Source organism: Pseudomonas sp. GM_Psu_1 (genome assembly GCF_026544185.1).
GTDB lineage: Bacteria > Pseudomonadota > Gammaproteobacteria > Pseudomonadales > Pseudomonadaceae > Chryseomonas > Chryseomonas oryzihabitans.
Genome location: NZ_JALNUX010000001.1, coordinates 529,208 through 544,283, shown reverse-complemented (window position 1 = coordinate 544,283; position 15,076 = coordinate 529,208). Strand labels below are relative to the sequence as shown.

Here is a 15,076-nt window from a genome sequence, read left to right as displayed (position 1 = left end):
CCATCCGCCTGCTGGATGGATCTGCTAAAGCATTCGGAAGTCCAGACGACCGCGACAAGACACGCTGCCTGGCGTGGGTCGTCTTGCCTTCCCGTAAGAGAGCGCACTTGATGGCCCATATCCTGATTGTCGAAGACGAGAAGATCATCCGTTCGGCGCTGCGCCGTCTGCTGGAGCGCAACCAGTTCCGCGTCAGCGAAGCCGGCTCCGTGCAGGAAGCCCAGGATCTCTACGATGTCTCGAGCTTCGATCTCGTCATCAGCGATCTGCGTCTGCCCGGCGCCCCCGGTACCGAGATGATCGATCTCGCCAAGGGCAAGCCGGTGCTGATCATGACCAGCTACGCCAGCCTGAGATCGGCTGTCGACTCCATGAAGCAGGGCGCGGTGGACTACATCGCCAAGCCCTTCGATCACGACGAGATGCTGCAGGCCGTGGCACGCATCCTGGTCGAGCGTGAACAGCGCCAGCCGGCTGCCGCCGTCGAGGAAAGCGTCGCGCCGCCGCCGGCCACCGGCGAGATCGGCATCATCGGCAACTGCGCGCCGATGCAGGACCTCTTCGGCAAGATCCGCAAGGTCGCCCCCACCGATTCCACTGTGCTCATCCAGGGCGAGTCGGGCACCGGCAAGGAACTGGTGGCGCGGGCGCTGCACAACCTGTCGCGCCGGGCCAAGGCACCGCTGATCTCGGTCAACTGCGCGGCCATTCCCGAAACCCTGATCGAATCCGAACTCTTCGGCCACGAGAAGGGCGCCTTCACCGGCGCCAGCGCCAGCCGTACCGGCCTGGTGGAAGCGGCCGACGGCGGCACCCTGTTTCTCGACGAGATCGGCGAATTGCCGCTGGAAGCCCAGGCGCGCCTCTTGCGCGTGCTGCAGGAGGGCGAGATCCGCCGGGTCGGCTCGGTGCAGTCGCAAAAGGTCGATGTGCGCCTGATCGCCGCGACCCACCGGGATCTCAAGGGCCTGGCCAAGATCGGTCAGTTCCGCGAAGACCTCTTCTATCGCCTCAACGTCATCTCCCTGCGCCTGCCGGCCCTGCGCGAGCGCGGTGGCGACGTCATGGAGATCGCCCGGGTATTTCTCGCCCGTCAGTCCGCGCGCATGAGTCGCCCGGGGCTCAAGTTCGGCGCCGAAGCCGAGGCCGCCATCCGCCACTACAGCTGGCCGGGTAACGTGCGCGAGCTGGAGAACGCCATCGAGCGCTCGGTGATCCTCAGCGAAGGCCAGGAGATCAATGCCGACCAGCTGGGCATCGACGTCGAGCTCGGCGAGCTGGAGCTGGCCGACAGCTACCTGGATCCGCTGCCCAGCGCGGGCCTGGGGAACGGCAACGGCGCCCACGAGCCCACCGAGGACCTCTCGCTGGAGGACTACTTCCAGCACTTCGTGCTCGAGCACCAGGATCACATGACCGAGACCGAACTGGCCCGCAAGCTCGGCGTCAGCCGCAAGTGCCTGTGGGAACGTCGCCAGCGCCTGGGCATTCCACGGCGCAAGGCCAGCGCCAGCAGCGACGCCAGCTGATCCACGCCGGGACGTGGCAGCCCTGCACGTCCCGCGGTAACACCCTCCCGCCTCGCCTCCCCATCCTTTGCAATGTGTTACCGCCGTAACAGGAGGCGGGTTCAGCGGTAACGAAAATCCCCCTGTAGCCACCAGGCAAAAAGGCTACATTTTTCGTAAGCCCCTGAAATAAAAGGATTTTCTAAAACTGGCACGGCATCTGCTTTATGTTCTGGCACAAGAACAATAAAAACGTACCCCCTCCATAACAAAAACAAGACGTAGCGACTCCAGCACAACAAGAACAAGCAGGCGGAGGCGTAGCTAACTGATCATTTTGGAGAAGAGTCGTCTTGCGGGATGGTCCCGCGATGTCAGGCCAGAGAACAATAAAACTGCCCCGAGGCAGCACCCGTACCAGGCAGAGCAGGAATGATCCTGACGACATCAGCTTCCAAAGTAATCCGTTTGCTCTTGGCTCTAGACTTCAGAGCCTTTCCGGCGGCCGGTATCCGCACGGGACAGACCACACAAGAAAAACAAGAGGTCTGGATAGACAATAAAAACAAAGCACGTACCACTTTGGGGGGGAGCTTCGGCTCCCCCAGTGCCTTTGACAGCCTCCCCTCCCTCGTTCAAGATCCCCTCCTTATCTATTGCGCAACGGCTCCCGCTGTGGTCCAGATTGCGTATAGCCGTCTCTCCGAACAGAAACTCGCATGCTGAAGAAGCTGATCCAGACTCTGCGCTCGCCCCTGCGGCGTACTCCGCCCGCGCCTGCCTTGCCCATCGAACTGCCCCGCAGTCAGCATGCTCTGGAACGAGAGCGCATCAGTCGCTACGCCCTGAGTGTCGTCGACCGGCTGGAAAAGGCGGGTTATCAGGCCTACCTGGTGGGCGGTTGCGTCCGGGACCTGCTGCTGGGCTTCGAGCCCAAGGACTTCGACGTCGCCACCAGCGCCACGCCCGAGCAGGTGCGGGCCGAATTCCGCAATGCGCGGGTCATCGGGCGGCGCTTCAAGCTGGTCCACGTGCATTTCGGCCGCGAGATCATCGAGGTCGCGACCTTCCGCGCCAATCACCCCACCGGGGATGCCGAGGACGAGACCCAGGGCTCGCGCCATGAAAGCGGCCGGATCCTGCGCGACAACATCTATGGCAACCAGGAACAGGATGCCCAGCGGCGCGACTTCACCATCAACGCGCTCTACTACGACGCCAGCGGCGAACGCATCCTCGACTACGCCAACGGCACCCAGGACATCCGCCTGCGGCAGATCCGGCTGATCGGCGATCCGGAGCAGCGCTACCTGGAAGATCCGGTGCGGATGCTGCGCGCCGTGCGCTTCGCCGCCAAGCTGGATTTCGAGATCGAGGCCGCCACCGCCGAACCCATCAGCCGCCTGGCGCCGCTGCTGCGGGACATTCCGGCACCGCGGCTGTTCGACGAGGTCATCAAGCTGCTGCTGGGTGGCAAGGCCGAGCGCACCTTCGAGCTGCTCTGCCAGTACGGGCTGTTCGCCCCGCTGTTTCCGGCCAGTGGCGAAGCCCTGGAGCGTGACCCGGAATACGCCGGCAGCCTGATCCGCCAGGCCCTGGCCAATACCGACGCCCGCATCCGCGAAGGCAAGCCGGTCACCCCGGCCTTCCTCTTCGCGGCCCTGCTCTGGCCGGCCTTGCCCGAGCGCGTCCGTCATCATCAGGACCTCGGCCTGCCGCCGATTCCGGCCATGCAGGAAGCCGCCCACGACCTCACCCAGCAGCAGTGCCAGCGCACCGCCGTCCCCAAGCGTTTCACCATGCCCATGCGCGAGATCTGGGACATGCAGGAACGCCTGCCGCGCCGCCAGGGCAAGCGCGCCGATCAGTTGCTGGAGAATCCGCGCTTTCGCGCCGGCTACGACTTCCTGCTGCTGCGCGAGAGCGCCGGCGAGGAAACCGGTGGCCTGGGCGACTGGTGGACCCGCTACCAAGAGGTCGGCGACAGCCAGCGGCGCGAGATGATCAAGAACCTCAGCCGCGACGAAGGCGCACCGGCCAAGCGGCGCCGCCGTGGCGGCAGCAATCGCAAGCGGCGCACTTCGGATGCGCCCACCGCCGGCGACGAATGATGGAAAGGGTCTATCTCGGTCTGGGCAGCAACCTGGCCGAGCCGCAGCGCCAGCTGGAGGCGGCCCTCGAGGCCCTGGCCCGATTGCCTCACAGTGAGCTGGTGGCGGTCTCCGCCTTCTATGCCAGCGATCCCCTGGGACCACCCGATCAGCCGCGCTACGTCAACGCCGTCGCCGCCCTGGAAACCGGGCTCGAGCCCCTGGCGCTGCTCGACGCCACCCAGGCCATCGAGCAGCAGCAGGGCCGCGTGCGTAAGGATGAACGCTGGGGTCCGCGGACCCTGGACATCGACATCCTGCTATTCGGCGAGCGACTGATCGACGAGCCACGCCTGCAGGTGCCGCACTACCACCTCCAGGCCCGTGCCTTCGTCCTCTATCCGCTGGCCGATCTCGCCCCCGCGCTGCACCTGCCCGATGGCCGCCGCTTGCCGGACCTGCTGTCCGCCTGCCCTTTCGAAGGCCTGGAGCGGCTGCTACCGTCGTCATCCACGCGGTAACACAGCCGTAACACCGAGCATTGACTTGCGCCGGATGCGCCGGGACTATAGCAGCCGTTTGCGCGCGGCCACCCGCGCCCGCGGCGCCCAGACAATAACCATAGCGCCGTCCCACGAGGACCCCTTGCATGCCTGATATCAGCCTCACGACCCTTCAGGGGCTCAAGCAGCGCGGCGAAAAGATCGCCATGCTGACCGCCTACGATGCCACCTTCGCCCAGGCCGCCAGTCAGGCCGGCGTCGAGATGCTGCTCATCGGCGATTCCCTCGGCATGGTGCTGCAGGGTCACGACAGCACCCTGCCGGTGACCCTCGACGACATGGTCTACCACACCGCCTGCGTCAAGCGCGGCCACGCGGGTGCCTTCATCGTCGCCGACCTGTCGTTCATGACCTATGCCACCCTGGAGCAGACCCTGACCAGCGCCGGTCGCCTGATGCAGGCGGGCGCGCAGATGGTCAAGCTTGAGGGCGATGCCTGGCTGGCCGAACCCATTCGCCGCCTGGCCGCCAATGGCGTGCCGGTCTGCGCCCACCTGGGCCTGACGCCCCAGTCGGTCAACGTCTTCGGCGGCTTCAAGGTACAGGGGCGCGATCCGGCCCGGGCGCAGCAGTTGCGCGAGGCGGCGCGTGAGCTGGAGGAAGCCGGCGCGGCCATGCTGCTGCTGGAATGCGTGCCTTCGGCGCTGGCCGAGGAAATCACCCGGGCCGCCCGGGTGCCGGTGATCGGCATCGGCGCCGGGGCGGCCACCGATGGCCAGGTACTGGTGCTGCACGACATGCTCGGCCTGGCCCTGCGCGGGCGCACGCCTAAATTCGTGCGCAACTTCATGGCCGGTCAGGACAGCATCCAGGCTGCCCTGGCGGCCTATGTCGCTGCCGTCAAGGACGGCAGCTTTCCCGCTCCCGAACACGGATTCTCCGCATGAAAACGGTCCATAGCGTCCGCGAACTGCGCGCCGCCGTCGCCGCCGCGCGCCGCCAGGGCCTGCGCATCGGCCTGGTGCCCACCATGGGCAATCTGCACGCCGGGCATATCGCCCTGGTCGACACCGCGCGGCGTCACGCCGACTTCGTGGTGGCGAGCATCTTCGTCAATCCGCTGCAATTCGGTCCCACCGAGGATCTGGACACCTATCCGCGCACCCTGGCGGAAGACAGTCGCCAGCTGAACGAGGCCCACTGCGACCTGCTGTTCGCGCCGGCGGTGGCCGAGATGTATCCCAATGGCATGGACGGCCTGACCCGGGTGAATGTCCCCGTGGTGTCCGAAGGCCTGTGCGGTGCGCGCCGGCCCGGGCATTTCGAAGGCGTGGCGACGGTGGTCACCAAGCTGTTCCAGATGGCGCAACCGGACGTGGCGGTGTTTGGCGAAAAGGACTATCAGCAGCTGGCGGTGATCCGCAAGCTGGTCCAGGACCTGGACATGCCCATCGAGATCGTCGCCCAGCCCACGGTACGGGCCACCGACGGCCTGGCGCTGTCGTCGCGCAATGGCTATCTCGATGACCACCAGCGGGCCAGTGCGCCCTGCCTGTACAGCCTGCTCAGGCGCCTCGCCGATCAGCTCGCCGCCGGCGCCGCGGTCGAGCCGACCCTCGCCGCCGGTGTCGCCGAATTGCACGCTCAGGGGCTCAAGGTCGACTATCTGGAATTGCGCGAGCAGCTGAGTCTGCAACCGGCCGGGCCGGACACCACCGCGCTGGTCCTGCTGGTGGCGGCCTACCTCGGCCAGACCCGCCTGATCGACAATCTGAGCTTTCGCCGCAGGGCCCGAGTGTGACGCAACCGAAGGTTAGCTCACCCGACCCTGCCTGAACCCTGGAAGCCCGGAACATACCGGGCTTTTTCATGCTCGAAGCGCGGCGCCACGACCGGCGTCTCGCGGTCACCGACTTTCTCTTGCAAGCCAGCGGCTTGTGGGGCACAACAGCAAACAAGAGCCACCAAGGAAAAGCCTAGCCATGGAGTACTATCAACACCCCCTCGACGTGACCCAGCTCGCCTCCTGGAAAGCCCTGCAGGAACACCGCAAGGCCATGCAGAACTTCCGCATGCGCGATGCCTTCGCCGCCGATCCGCAGCGCTTCTCGCAGTTCTCCCTGAGCAGCAGTGGTCTGTTCCTCGACTACTCCAAGAACCTCATCACCGAGCAGACCCGTGACCTGCTGGTGAATCTGGCCCGGGAAGCGGGCCTGGAAGGGGCCATCCGCACCCTGTTCGATGGCGCCTACGTCAACTCCTCCGAACACCGCCCCGCCCTGCACACCGCGCTGCGCCGCCCGGTGGGCGACAGCGTCCGGATCGACGGCCAGGACATCATGCCCGAGGTGCACCGGGTCCTGAACCAGATGACCCAGCTGGTCACCCGCATCCACAACGGCCTCTGGCGCGGCTACACCGAGAAGCCGATCACCGACGTGGTCAACATCGGCATCGGTGGCTCCTTCCTCGGCCCGCAGCTGGTCTCAGAGGCGCTGGTGCCCTTCACCCAGCGCGGCGTGCGCTGCCACTACCTGGCCAACATCGACGGCAGCGAATTCCGCGAGGTGACCTCCAAGCTCGCCGCCGACACCACCCTGTTCATCGTCTCCTCAAAGTCCTTCGGCACCCTGGAGACCTTGAAGAACGCCCAGGCCGCCCGCGCCTGGTGCCTGGCCCAGGGCTGCCCGGAGCCGGAGCTGCACAAGCACTTCATCGCCGTCTCCAGCAACGTCAAGGTGGCGGTGGAATTCGGCATCGCCGAAGAGAACATCTTCCCGATGTGGGACTGGGTCGGCGGTCGCTATTCGCTGTGGTCGGCCATCGGCCTGCCCATCGCCCTGGCCATCGGCATGTCCAACTTCAAGGACCTGCTGGCCGGCGCCTATGCCATGGACCAGCACTTCACCAGCGCTCCCTTCGAAGAGAACATGCCGGTGCTGCTGGGCCTGCTCGGGGTCTGGTACGGCAACTTCTGGGGCGCGACCAGTCACGCCATCCTGCCCTACGACCACCACCTGCGAAACTTCGTGAAGCACCTGCAGCAGCTGGACATGGAGTCCAACGGCAAGAGCGTGCGCCAGGACGGCTCGCCGGTGAGCCTGGAGACCGGTCCGGTGATCTGGGGCGGCGTCGGCTGCAACGGTCAGCACGCCTACCACCAGCTGCTGCACCAGGGCACCCAGCTGATCCCCGGCGACTTCATCGTGCCGGTGGTGAGCCACAACCCGGTGGCCGATCACCAGCAGTGGCTGTATGCCAACTGCCTGTCGCAGAGCCAGGCACTGATGCTGGGCAAGACCCGCGAGGAAGCCGAGGCCGAGCTGCGCGAGAAGGGCCTGGGCGAAGCCGAGATCGCCAAGCTGGCGCCGCACAAGGTGATCCCGGGCAACCGCCCGAGCAACACCCTGGTGCTGGAGCGCATCTCGCCGCGGCGCCTGGGTGCGCTGGTGGCCCTGTACGAGCACAAGGTGTTCGTGCAGAGCGTCATCTGGGGCATCAACTGCTTCGACCAGTGGGGCGTCGAGCTGGGCAAGGAGCTGGGCAAGGACGTCTACCAGCACATCATCGGCCGCAGCGAAGGCAAGGCCGACGACGGTTCCACCCAGGGCCTGATCGACTACTTCCGCGGTCGTCATCGCGGCTGATCGTCTCCGGTCCGTTCCGAAAGGCGCCGCTCTGCGGCGCTTTTTCGTTTTGTCGCCTCGCTGAACCCCGGCAGGGCATCCGCGGCCTAAACTAGGAGCACAACAACACCAAGAAGGAGCCGGCCATGAGCCAACGCTACCCCGTGCCCGAGAGCCTGAGTGCCCGTACCCACCTCGACGAAGCCCGCTATCGCGAGCTCTACCAGCGCTCGGTGGAGCAGCCGGAACGCTTCTGGAGCGAACAGGCCAGCGCCCTGCTCGACTGGTCGCGCACCTGGGACGAAGTCCATAGCGGCGATATGCGCCAGGGCCAGACCCGCTGGTTCAGCGGCGGCCAGCTCAACGTCGCCTACAACTGCATCGATCGCCACCTGGGTGCCCGGGCCGAGCAGACCGCCATCCTCTGGGAGGGCGACGATCCCGCCGACAGCCAGGCCATCAGCTATCGCCAGTTGCACGAGCACGTCAGCCGCCTGGCCAACGTGCTCAAGGAGCGTGGGGTCAATAAGGGCGACCGTGTCTGCCTCTATATGCCGATGATCCCCGAGGCGGCCTACGCCATGCTCGCCTGCGCTCGCATCGGCGCGGTGCATTCGGTGGTGTTCGGCGGCTTCTCGCCCGAGGCGCTGCGCGACCGCATCCTCGATTCCGACTGCCGGGTGGTGATCACCGCCGACGAAGGCGTGCGCGGTGGCAAGCGCGTCCCGCTCAAGGCCAATGTCGACAAGGCCCTGGCCAAGTGCCCGGAGGTCCATACCGTGGTCATGGTCGAGCGCACCGGCGCCGCCGTGGCCCGCCAGGAGGGGCGCGACCTGCCCTATGCCCAGGCGGTGGCCGCGGCTTCGCCCGACTGCCCGCCGGAGCCCATGGACGCCGAGGATCCGCTGTTCATCCTCTACACCTCCGGCTCCACCGGCAAGCCCAAGGGCGTGCTGCACACCACCGGCGGCTACCTGCTGGGCGCCACCCTGAGCTTCAAGTATCTGTTCGACTATCACGAGGGCCAGGTCTTCTGGTGCACCGCCGATGTCGGCTGGGTCACCGGCCACAGCTACATCGTCTACGGCCCCCTGGCCAATGGCGCCACCACCCTGATGTTCGAAGGGGTACCGAGCTATCCCGATGCCAGTCGCTTCTGGCAGGTGGTGGACAAGCACCAGGTCAACATCTTCTATACCGCCCCCACCGCCCTGCGCGCCCTGATGCGCGAAGGCGACGGCCCGGTACAGCGCACCTCGCGCAAGAGTCTGCAACTGCTGGGCAGCGTCGGCGAGCCGATCAATCCCGAGGCCTGGGAGTGGTATCACCGGGTGGTGGGCGAAGGGCGCTGCCCCATCGTCGACACCTGGTGGCAGACCGAGACCGGCAGCATCCTCATCGCCCCGCCACCCGGCGCCCTGGCGCTGAAGCCGGGTTCGGCCACCCTGCCCTTCTTTGGCGTGCAGCCGGTGCTGCTGGACGAGCAGGGCCAGGAAATCGACGGGCCCGGCAGCGGCGTGCTGGCGATCAAATCCAGCTGGCCAAGCCAGATCCGCACCGTCTATGGCGATCACCAGCGCCTGATCGACACCTATTTCAGCGCCTACCCGGGTTACTACTTCACCGGTGACGGGGCGCGCCGGGACGAAGACGGCTACTACTGGATCACCGGGCGGGTGGATGACGTGCTCAACGTCTCCGGTCACCGCATCGGTACCGCCGAGGTGGAAAGCGTGCTCACCGAGCATGCGGACGTGGCCGAGGCGGCGGTGGTGGGCTGCCCCCACGAGGTCAAGGGCCAGGCGGTCTATGCCTTCGTCACCACCAAGGGCGGGGTGACGCCGAGCGACGAACTCAAGGCGCAACTGCGCCAGCAGGTGGCCGACCAGATCGGCAGCTTCGCCAAGCCGGAATTCCTGCAATGGGCGCCGGCGCTGCCCAAGACCCGCTCCGGCAAGATCATGAGACGGATCCTGCGCAAGATCGCCTGCGACGAGCTGGACAGCCTGGGCGATACCTCGACCCTGGCCGATCCGTCGGTGGTCGACAGCCTGATCGACGCCCGCCTCAATCGCGCCCCGCAAGGCTAGCCGGAGACCCAAAGAAAAGCCCCGCCTAGGCGGGGCTTTTTGCTGCTGCCGACCTTAGTGGGCGGCTTGCATGCGGTGCTTCAGGTCACGCATGCGATCGTGGGTCGCACGGGCCTTTTCCAGCTGGCTGCGCAGGTTGGCCTGGGCATCCGGGGTGGCGTGTTCGTTGACGGCACGCTCCAGCGCGTGCAGCAGGCGGTCTTCCTGCTCTTCCAGTTCGCTGACGTAGGTGACCTCTTCCTTTTCCTTGCTGGCAAAGGAGGTTTTGACGTCGGTGTAGTACTTGCGGAAGCTGCCGGCAAAGGTGCCTTGCTCGGCGGGCTTCTCACCGGCAGCCGACACCTGGCTGCTCAGGGCGCTGATGATCTCGGCCTTGCTCTGGGCGATCTCGGTGAACAGGGCCTTCAATTCGGGGTTCTTCACTTCGGTGAGGGCGTGCTCGTAGAAATTCTTGCCGTCACGGGCGATCTCGATCAGATCGTTGAGGGTTTCGGTCGTGCTGGTCATGGCAGTTCTCCGGGGCGAAGGGCAAGGGGTGATGGCGGCGTCGGGCGCCGCCATCGTGCCGGGTATTAGCGGGCGTCGTTACTGAGCCGCTTTCAGGGCGTCAGCCGATACGGCCTTCACGCCCTTGATGGCCTTGGCTTCTTTGATCGCCAGGTCGCGCTGGGCTTCGGTCGCCACGGTGCCGGACAGGGACACGACGCCCTTGTTGGTCTCGACCTTGATGGCGGTGCCCTTGATGTGTTCGTCGGCCAGGAACGACGCCTTCACCTTGCTGGTGATCCAGGTGTCGGACGCGGCTTCTTCGGTCTTGTCCACGGTGTTGTTGGCGGCCAGGGTCATGTTCTGGCTGGTGGCAGCAAAGGCACCGCCGGCCAGCGGCAGGCTCAGTACGGAAGCGGTGACGGCAGCGAGGGCAAAGGTACCGAAAGTCTTTTTCATGAGATGACTCCTGTTTTCCTTGGTTGTACTGCGCCCAGGTCCTGGCAGCAGCGACCTAGATGTAGAGCGCAACGGCTGCGCCGAATTCCAAGACTTGTTAAAGACGTTAAAAATCAATGACTTATTTCAATTAGACGTGGATGACAGGCGGGCAAAATGCAACTTCCTGGCGAATAGGCCTGGTAATTTGCACGAGGTCAGACGACTCTTGAGCCCGAGCCTGGACGCGTTGTCGTCGAAGGTGACAAAGCCGATAAAGGCGGACGAAAGAAGTAGGTTTCCAGGTGACCCGACCCGAACTGCCGTACCTTTATCCGGTCAATGCTGAATTGAACCCGACACCTGCGATCGGGCCTTGAGGATCCGGGATGCGGCCTCTTTCTCCCGCGCGCATTGCCCTGGTTTATCTGTTGCTGAGCGCCCTCTGGGTGATCGGCAGCGATGGGCTGCTGTATCTGCTGCTCAGCGATCGGGACAATGCCTATCTGTGGCACACCCTGAAGGGCCTGGCCTTCATGAGCCTGCTGTCGCTGGTGCTCTATGGCCTGCTGCGGCGCGAGGCCAGCTATCGCGAAGGCTTCATCGGCGAGCTGCAGAACCAGCGCGCCACTCAGGATTTCGTCCAGCGGCTGACCAATACCGGTGACTGGCAGTTGTTGGACGATGGCCGTCTGCTCTGCTCCGAACGCACCCTGGTGATGCTGCACCAGCCCAAGGGCAGCGATCCGCTGGATTTCGCCACCATCGCCGCCTGCGCTCGCGTCGACGACCGTGACCATGTGCGCAGCATGCTGGAGCGTCTGCAGCACATGCAGGGCCCGCTGAATTTCTCCGCGCACTTCGACGACGGCCAGGGCAACTGGCGCTGGCTCAACTGGCAGAGCGACTTCGACGAAGCCGGCATCACTCGCGGCGCCCTGGTCGACATCACCAGCTACAAGCTGGCCGAACAGGCACTGCAGGACAGCCAGCGACGCTATCGCGAGCTGGTCCAGCACCTGCCACTGGTGGTGTTCGCCAGCGACCACCGTGGTCGCTGGCAATTTCTCAATCCGGCCTGGGAAGCCCTGACCGGCCAACCCGCCACCCAACCCCTAAACCATCCCCTGGATCAGGCTTTCCATCCCCAGGACGGCGCCCGACTGCGCCAGCTGGTGGCGGAATTCGCCGCGGGTCAGCGCCTGCACTGGAACGGCGTGGTGCGGTTGCGGCTGTCGGTGGAGAGTCATCGCTGGATGCAGATGGAGCTGCGCGCCGGCCTCGATGGCGAGATCCAGGGTACCCTGACCGACATCCACCACGACTACCAGGCGCAGCAACTGCAGCAGGCCCGCAGCGATGTCCTCGACGACCTGCTCACCGGCCTGCCGCTGGCGGAAATCCAGCAGGGCATCGCCCTGCGGCTGGAGCGTATCTACCCGGAGATGCGCGTCGCCCTGCTGCTGGACGACCAGGGCGAGCATCTGCGGGTCGCCGCGGCGCCCAGTCTGCCACCCGCCTTCCAGGCAGCACTGGAAAGCGTGCCGCGCAGTCGCCACGACCAGGGCTGCTGCAGCGCCGTCGCCGCCAATGCCCCGGTGTTCACCATCGATGTCGAACTGGATCCGGCCTGGCAGCCGCTGTTGCCGGTCGCCCAGGCAGCCGGCATTCGCGGCGCCTGGGCCCTGCCGCTGCAGGACGAGCAGCAGCGCGCCGTGGGCGCCCTGGGCATCTACTACGGCGAGGCGCGACTGCCCGAAGCGGAGACCCAGGCGCTGATCACCGAATTCACCCGCCTGGCGGTGCTGGCCATCCGGCAACAGCGCGTGGTCCAGGCGCAACGCGCCAGCGAGGCGCGCTACCGCGGCATCTTCGAGCAGGCCTATACCGGCATCATGCTCAGCGATCTGGAGGGCCGCTGGCTGAGCGTCAACCACCACTTCTGCCAGATGCTCGGCTACTCGCAACCGGAGTTGCTGCAGAAGGACACCGCCTCGGTGACGCATCCGGAAGAGCGGGCCCTGGGCGCCGCCCTGCGCAAGCAGCTGGTCGACACCGGCCAGGACCGCTACACCCTGGAAAAACGCTATCTGCACCGCAACGGCACGCCGGTGTGGACCAACGTCACCACCCGCCTGATCCGCGACGATCAAGGCATGCCCCAGTACTTCATCAGCACCGCCCAGGACATCACCCTGCGCAAGCAGCAGGAGGCAAGCCTGCGCCAGGCCGCGGCCATGTTCCAGAACAGTCGCGACGGCCTGCTGCTGCTCGACGAGCGCCGCTGGATCCTGGCGGTGAATCCGGCCTTCGCCCGCCTGCTGGGCACCCAGGAAGGCATCCTGCTCGGCCAGCGCCTGGGACTGCCCGGTGGCGGTCGCCAGGACCAGCGCTTTTATCGCGATCTCTGGCGCACCGTGCGCCGCGAGGGCCGCTGGGAAGGCGAATTGCTCTGGCCGCGCCTCGACGGCAGCACCTTTCCGGCCTGGACCGCCATCGACACCCTCTACCCCCGGGAGACCCGGCAGTACACGGTCACCGTCAGCGACACCACCCGCCTGCGCGAGAGCGAGGCGCGCCTGAGTCATCTGGCGCATCATGATCCGCTGACCGACCTGCCCAATCGCCTGCTGGCGCGCACCCATCTGGAACACGCCCTGGCCCTGGCCGAGCCCCAGGAATACCTGGTCGCCGTGCTGATCCTCGACTTCGATTACTTCCGCACGGTCAACGAAAGCCATGGCCACGCCCTGGGCGATGAACTGCTGGTGGAATTCGCCGCCCGGCTGCGCGCCCTGCTCAGCGAGGACATCACCCTGGCGCGCATCGGTGGCGACGAGTACCTGGTCATCATCGAGCGGCTGGATCGACCCGAATTCGCCGCCCAGATCGCCCAGGCCATGCTCGGCAAGCTGGAACAGCCCTTCCACCTCGGCGAACACGACATCTATCTCAACGCCAGCATCGGCATCAGTCTCTTTCCCGACGATGGCGCCACCGCCGATGACCTCATTCGCAATGCCGACACGGCCATGCACCAGGCCAAGGATCAGGGCCGCGACACCTTCCGCTTCTATACCCAGGCCCTTACCGAGCAGTCGCGCCGGCGGCTGAATCTGGAGTCGCGGCTGCGTACTGCGCTCAAGCGCGGCGACTTCGTCCTCTACTACCAGCCGCTGATGAGCGTCAGCACCGCCCAGACCATTGGCGTGGAAGCCCTGGTGCGCTGGCAGGATCCGGAGCTGGGTCTCATCCCGCCCACCGAATTCATTCCGCTGGCCGAGGAAACCGGGCTCATCGTGCCCCTGGGCGACTGGATCATCGAGAGCGCCTGCCAGCAGATGCACAGCTGGCTGGCCCAGGGACTGGAACTGGAAACCCTGGCGATCAACATCTCGCCCCGGCAATTCGCCAAGCGCGACCTGGCCAGCACCATTTCCCGCGCCCTGGCGCGCAGTCGCCTGCCGGCCGAGCACCTGGAACTGGAGATCACCGAAGGCACCCTGATGGGCAATGTCGAGGAGGCGCTGCTGTCCCTGGCGACCCTCAAGACCCTGGGGGTGCGCATCGCCGTGGACGACTTCGGCACCGGCTATTCCTCGCTGGCCTATCTGCGCCGCTTTCCGCTGGACAAGCTCAAGATCGACCAGAGCTTCATGCACGAATTGCGCAGTGACAGCGGTACCCACAGCAGCCAGGCCATCGCCGCGGCCATAGTCGCCCTGGGCCAGGGTCTGGACCTGGACGTCCTGGCCGAAGGGGTGGAGACCACCGAACAGTGGGACATCCTGCGCAAGCTGGGCTGTCAGCAATGCCAGGGCTTCCTGTTCAGCCCACCGCTGCCGCCGGAGGAGTTCGAGGTCTGGTACGCCGAACGGCAGAAGGCGCGCGCCTAGCGCCCTGACCGACGAATGTCACTGTACTGTAATCAAAACCGCTCTAGACTCGGGCTTCCACTTTTCGTCTGTCCCCGAGGGTATCAGCATGAAGATCGTGGTTCGTCCCCTGCGCAAGTCCACCACCAGTGCCTGGCAGGTCTGCATCGACAAGCAGGCCATCACCTTTCTCAGCGAAGCCGATGCCCGCAGCTATGTCGCGACGCTGGAGGCGCGCATCGCCGCACCCCATCCATTGCCCCTGCGCGAAGCTGCAACAGGCCTGGCCGCGCCGCTCTAGGCCTCACGCCGCCCTGACCGCTGGTCTTGCGGATCGCCCTGGCACCGCCCGTTCAGCGGTGGGCCAGGGCGATTCACGGCGCTGCTTGCGCGAACAATTGGCTAGGCAGCTATCGAACATGTAACTTTTGCGGCGTCCGCCCCATCCTACCTCTAGGCC

General features: G+C 65.8%; 11 protein-coding genes. 9 read left to right on the top strand and 2 right to left on the bottom strand.

The window, feature by feature from the left end:
- Positions 1-110 precede the first annotated feature (110 nt).
- The 7 genes from OXS31_RS02560 (at position 111) to acs (ending at position 9,817) form a co-directional block, all read left to right on the top strand.
- Complete coding sequence (locus OXS31_RS02560; RefSeq protein ID WP_007159709.1) at positions 111-1,529, top strand: sigma-54 dependent transcriptional regulator; 1,419 nt, start codon at positions 111-113, stop codon at positions 1,527-1,529.
- A gap of 698 nt (positions 1,530-2,227) precedes the next feature.
- Complete coding sequence (locus OXS31_RS02555; RefSeq protein ID WP_007159710.1) at positions 2,228-3,619, top strand: polynucleotide adenylyltransferase PcnB; 1,392 nt, start codon at positions 2,228-2,230, stop codon at positions 3,617-3,619.
- Positions 3,619-4,119, top strand: coding sequence for a 2-amino-4-hydroxy-6-hydroxymethyldihydropteridine diphosphokinase (gene folK, locus OXS31_RS02550; protein ID WP_267397841.1), 501 nt, complete (start codon positions 3,619-3,621; stop codon positions 4,117-4,119). The genes OXS31_RS02555 and folK overlap by 1 nt, the downstream gene beginning before the upstream one ends.
- A 128-nt stretch (positions 4,120-4,247) precedes the next feature.
- Positions 4,248-5,048 (top strand): 3-methyl-2-oxobutanoate hydroxymethyltransferase, encoded by an 801-nt coding sequence (gene panB / locus OXS31_RS02545; RefSeq protein WP_007159712.1) that lies wholly within the window; start codon positions 4,248-4,250, stop codon positions 5,046-5,048.
- Complete coding sequence (gene panC, locus OXS31_RS02540) at positions 5,045-5,902, top strand: pantoate--beta-alanine ligase (RefSeq protein ID WP_042138306.1); 858 nt, start codon at positions 5,045-5,047, stop codon at positions 5,900-5,902. Before panB ends, panC begins: the two co-directional genes overlap by 4 nt.
- 181 nt (positions 5,903-6,083) lie before the next feature.
- On the top strand, positions 6,084-7,748 hold the full coding sequence (pgi, locus tag OXS31_RS02535; RefSeq protein ID WP_042138308.1) for a glucose-6-phosphate isomerase: 1,665 nt from the start codon (positions 6,084-6,086) through the stop codon (positions 7,746-7,748).
- A gap of 125 nt (positions 7,749-7,873) precedes the next feature.
- On the top strand, positions 7,874-9,817 hold the full coding sequence (gene acs, locus OXS31_RS02530; RefSeq protein ID WP_267397840.1) for an acetate--CoA ligase: 1,944 nt from the start codon (positions 7,874-7,876) through the stop codon (positions 9,815-9,817).
- A gap of 54 nt (positions 9,818-9,871) precedes the next feature.
- Here acs and OXS31_RS02525 read toward each other — a convergent pair whose 3' ends face one another.
- Positions 9,872-10,324 carry a PA2169 family four-helix-bundle protein gene (locus OXS31_RS02525; protein WP_007159716.1) on the bottom strand — a complete coding sequence of 151 codons (453 nt, stop codon included), beginning with the start codon at positions 10,322-10,324 and terminating at the stop codon, positions 9,872-9,874.
- Positions 10,325-10,402: 78 nt separating this feature from the next.
- Entirely contained in the window at positions 10,403-10,762 is a 360-nt protein-coding gene (locus tag OXS31_RS02520) for a BON domain-containing protein (RefSeq protein WP_007159717.1), read from the bottom strand.
- Positions 10,763-11,130: 368 nt separating this feature from the next.
- On the opposite strand from OXS31_RS02520, the gene OXS31_RS02515 reads away from it, so the two are divergent.
- Both OXS31_RS02515 and OXS31_RS02510 read left to right on the top strand, forming a co-directional pair.
- Positions 11,131-14,637, top strand: coding sequence for an EAL domain-containing protein (locus OXS31_RS02515; RefSeq protein ID WP_267397839.1), 3,507 nt, complete (start codon positions 11,131-11,133; stop codon positions 14,635-14,637).
- Between the two features lie 88 nt (positions 14,638-14,725).
- Positions 14,726-14,917, top strand: a complete 192-nt coding sequence (locus tag OXS31_RS02510; protein WP_027597532.1) for a hypothetical protein — start codon at positions 14,726-14,728, stop codon at positions 14,915-14,917.
- Positions 14,918-15,076 lie beyond the last annotated feature (159 nt).

Excerpts from the sequence above, each read along its gene's own strand:
- OXS31_RS02520 (WP_007159717.1), bottom strand. The coding sequence starts at position 10,762 with ATGAAAAAGACTTTCGGTACCTTTGCCCTCGCTGCCGTCACCGCTTCC.
- OXS31_RS02510 (WP_027597532.1), top strand. The coding sequence starts at position 14,726 with ATGAAGATCGTGGTTCGTCCCCTGCGCAAGTCCACCACCAGTGCCTGG.
- pgi (WP_042138308.1), top strand. The coding sequence starts at position 6,084 with ATGGAGTACTATCAACACCCCCTCGACGTGACCCAGCTCGCCTCCTGG.
- folK (WP_267397841.1), top strand. The coding sequence starts at position 3,619 with ATGGAAAGGGTCTATCTCGGTCTGGGCAGCAACCTGGCCGAGCCGCAG.
- panC (WP_042138306.1), top strand. The coding sequence starts at position 5,045 with ATGAAAACGGTCCATAGCGTCCGCGAACTGCGCGCCGCCGTCGCCGCC.
- OXS31_RS02515 (WP_267397839.1), top strand. The coding sequence starts at position 11,131 with ATGCGGCCTCTTTCTCCCGCGCGCATTGCCCTGGTTTATCTGTTGCTG.
- panB (WP_007159712.1), top strand. The coding sequence starts at position 4,248 with ATGCCTGATATCAGCCTCACGACCCTTCAGGGGCTCAAGCAGCGCGGC.
- acs (WP_267397840.1), top strand. The coding sequence starts at position 7,874 with ATGAGCCAACGCTACCCCGTGCCCGAGAGCCTGAGTGCCCGTACCCAC.
- OXS31_RS02560 (WP_007159709.1), top strand. The coding sequence starts at position 111 with ATGGCCCATATCCTGATTGTCGAAGACGAGAAGATCATCCGTTCGGCG.
- OXS31_RS02555 (WP_007159710.1), top strand. The coding sequence starts at position 2,228 with ATGCTGAAGAAGCTGATCCAGACTCTGCGCTCGCCCCTGCGGCGTACT.
- OXS31_RS02525 (WP_007159716.1), bottom strand. The coding sequence starts at position 10,324 with ATGACCAGCACGACCGAAACCCTCAACGATCTGATCGAGATCGCCCGT.